This window comes from Thauera aminoaromatica S2 (genome assembly GCF_000310185.1).
Lineage (GTDB): Bacteria > Pseudomonadota > Gammaproteobacteria > Burkholderiales > Rhodocyclaceae > Thauera > Thauera aminoaromatica.
In genome coordinates this window covers 1-1,574 of sequence record NZ_AMXD01000274.1, presented here as the reverse complement: position 1 = coordinate 1,574, position 1,574 = coordinate 1, and the positions used below count along the sequence as shown (strand labels likewise).

The window sequence follows — 1,574 nt, the reverse complement described above, 5'->3', positions numbered from 1 at the left end:
AGGCGCGCAGCGCCGGCAGCAGGCTGGCGACCAGGCTGGCGGCGAGCACCGCGCCGAGCAGGCGCCATTCGCCCGCCGCGGGCCAGCCCAGGCTCGGCTGCAGACCATGCTGCGCGGCGAGCCAGGGGGCGAGCGCGGCGCCCGCACCATACAGCAGCCCGAGGCCGAGCGCGATGCCCGCAGTGGCGAGCAGCAGGCTCTCAAGCGCGAGCAGCGCGAAGACCTCGCGCGGGCTGGCACCCAGCGCACGCAGGATGGCGAGCTCGCGGCGGCGCTCGCCCAGGCTTGCCAGCACCACCGCCACCATGCCCGTCAGGCCGACCACGACCACCAGGGCCGAGACCGCGAGCAGCGCGCGCTCGGCGATGCCGACGAGGTCCCACAGCTGCTGCAGGGTCGCACCGGGCAGGATGGCGGTGAGCGGTTCGCCGGCGTAGGCGTTGATCTGGCGCTGCACGCGGAACACCGCGCTGCGGCTGTGCAGCCCGACGAGCGCGGCCGTGACGGATTTGGGGCGCAGGTCGAACTTGCGCACCTGCTCGGGCGTGATCTTCAGGCCCGGGATGGGCGCGCCGCCATGCCAATCGACATGAATCGCCTCCAGGCCCTCCAGGCTCACCAGCACGGCGCGGTCGAGCGGCGTGGCGCTGGGCGCGAGGATGCCGACCACGGTGAAGGGCTTGTCGGCGTGCTCGGCGAAGCGCGCTCCGCCCTCCCCCGCGCCGCCGCCGTGGCTGAGCACGATGCGCTCGCCGAGGCGGTAACCATGGCGGGCGGCGACCTCGGCGCCGATCACGGTCTGGAAGAGGTCCTCGACGCGCGCGGTTGCGCCGGCGAACGGGCCGCCGGCCGCGAAGACCAGACTGCGCCCCTCGCCATGGCGGTATTGCGCGAAGAAGTCCGTGGTGGTGCCGACCACGCGGTGACCGCGGTGCGAGTCGCCGAGCGCGAGCGGTACCAGCCACTTCACCTGGGGCAGCGCGGCGACGTGCTCGATGCTGGCCCACGACAGGTTGGCGGTGGCGTCGCCGATGTGGAAGACCGAGTACAGCAGCAGCTGCACCGGGCCGCTGCGCGCGCCCACCACCAGGTCGGTGGCGGAAATCGTCTGCGCGAAGCCCGCGCGCGCATCGTTGCGCAGGCGCTCGACCCCGAGCAGCAGCGCCACTGCCAGCGCCACCGCGACCACGGTGAGCGCGGCCGACAGCCTGCGGTTGGCGATGCTGCGCAGCGACAGCATGAAGACGGGGCTCATCGCGCGTCCTCCGCAGCGAGGCCGGCGCGGACGAGCGCACCGAGGTCGAGCACGCGGTCGAAGTGCGCTGCCAGGCGCTGGTCGTGGCTGACGAAGAGCAGCGCGGCGCCGACCGCGGCGCATTCGTCGAGCAGCAGGTCGATGAAGGTCTGCTGACGATCGGCGTCGAGCGCGGAGGTGGGCTCGTCCGCCACCACCAGGCCGGGACGGCCGATCAGCGCGCGCGCCGCGGCCACGCGCTGCTGCTGGCCGACCGAGAGCTGCGTGGCCGGGCGCTCGAGCAGCTCGACGCCGAGGTCGAGCCGCGCCGCCAGGCGCG

At 74.2% G+C, this 1,574-nt stretch carries 2 protein-coding genes; both read right to left on the bottom strand.

From position 1 onward, the window contains the following. Positions 1-1,255, bottom strand: a 1,255-nt coding sequence (locus tag C665_RS19505) for an FtsX-like permease family protein (protein ID WP_004329402.1), incomplete at its 3' end; no start/stop codon positions are given. Then, on the bottom strand, positions 1,252-1,574 hold a 323-nt coding region (locus C665_RS21330), incomplete at its 5' end, for an ATP-binding cassette domain-containing protein (RefSeq protein ID WP_004329400.1). The genes C665_RS21330 and C665_RS19505, both read right to left, overlap by 4 nt.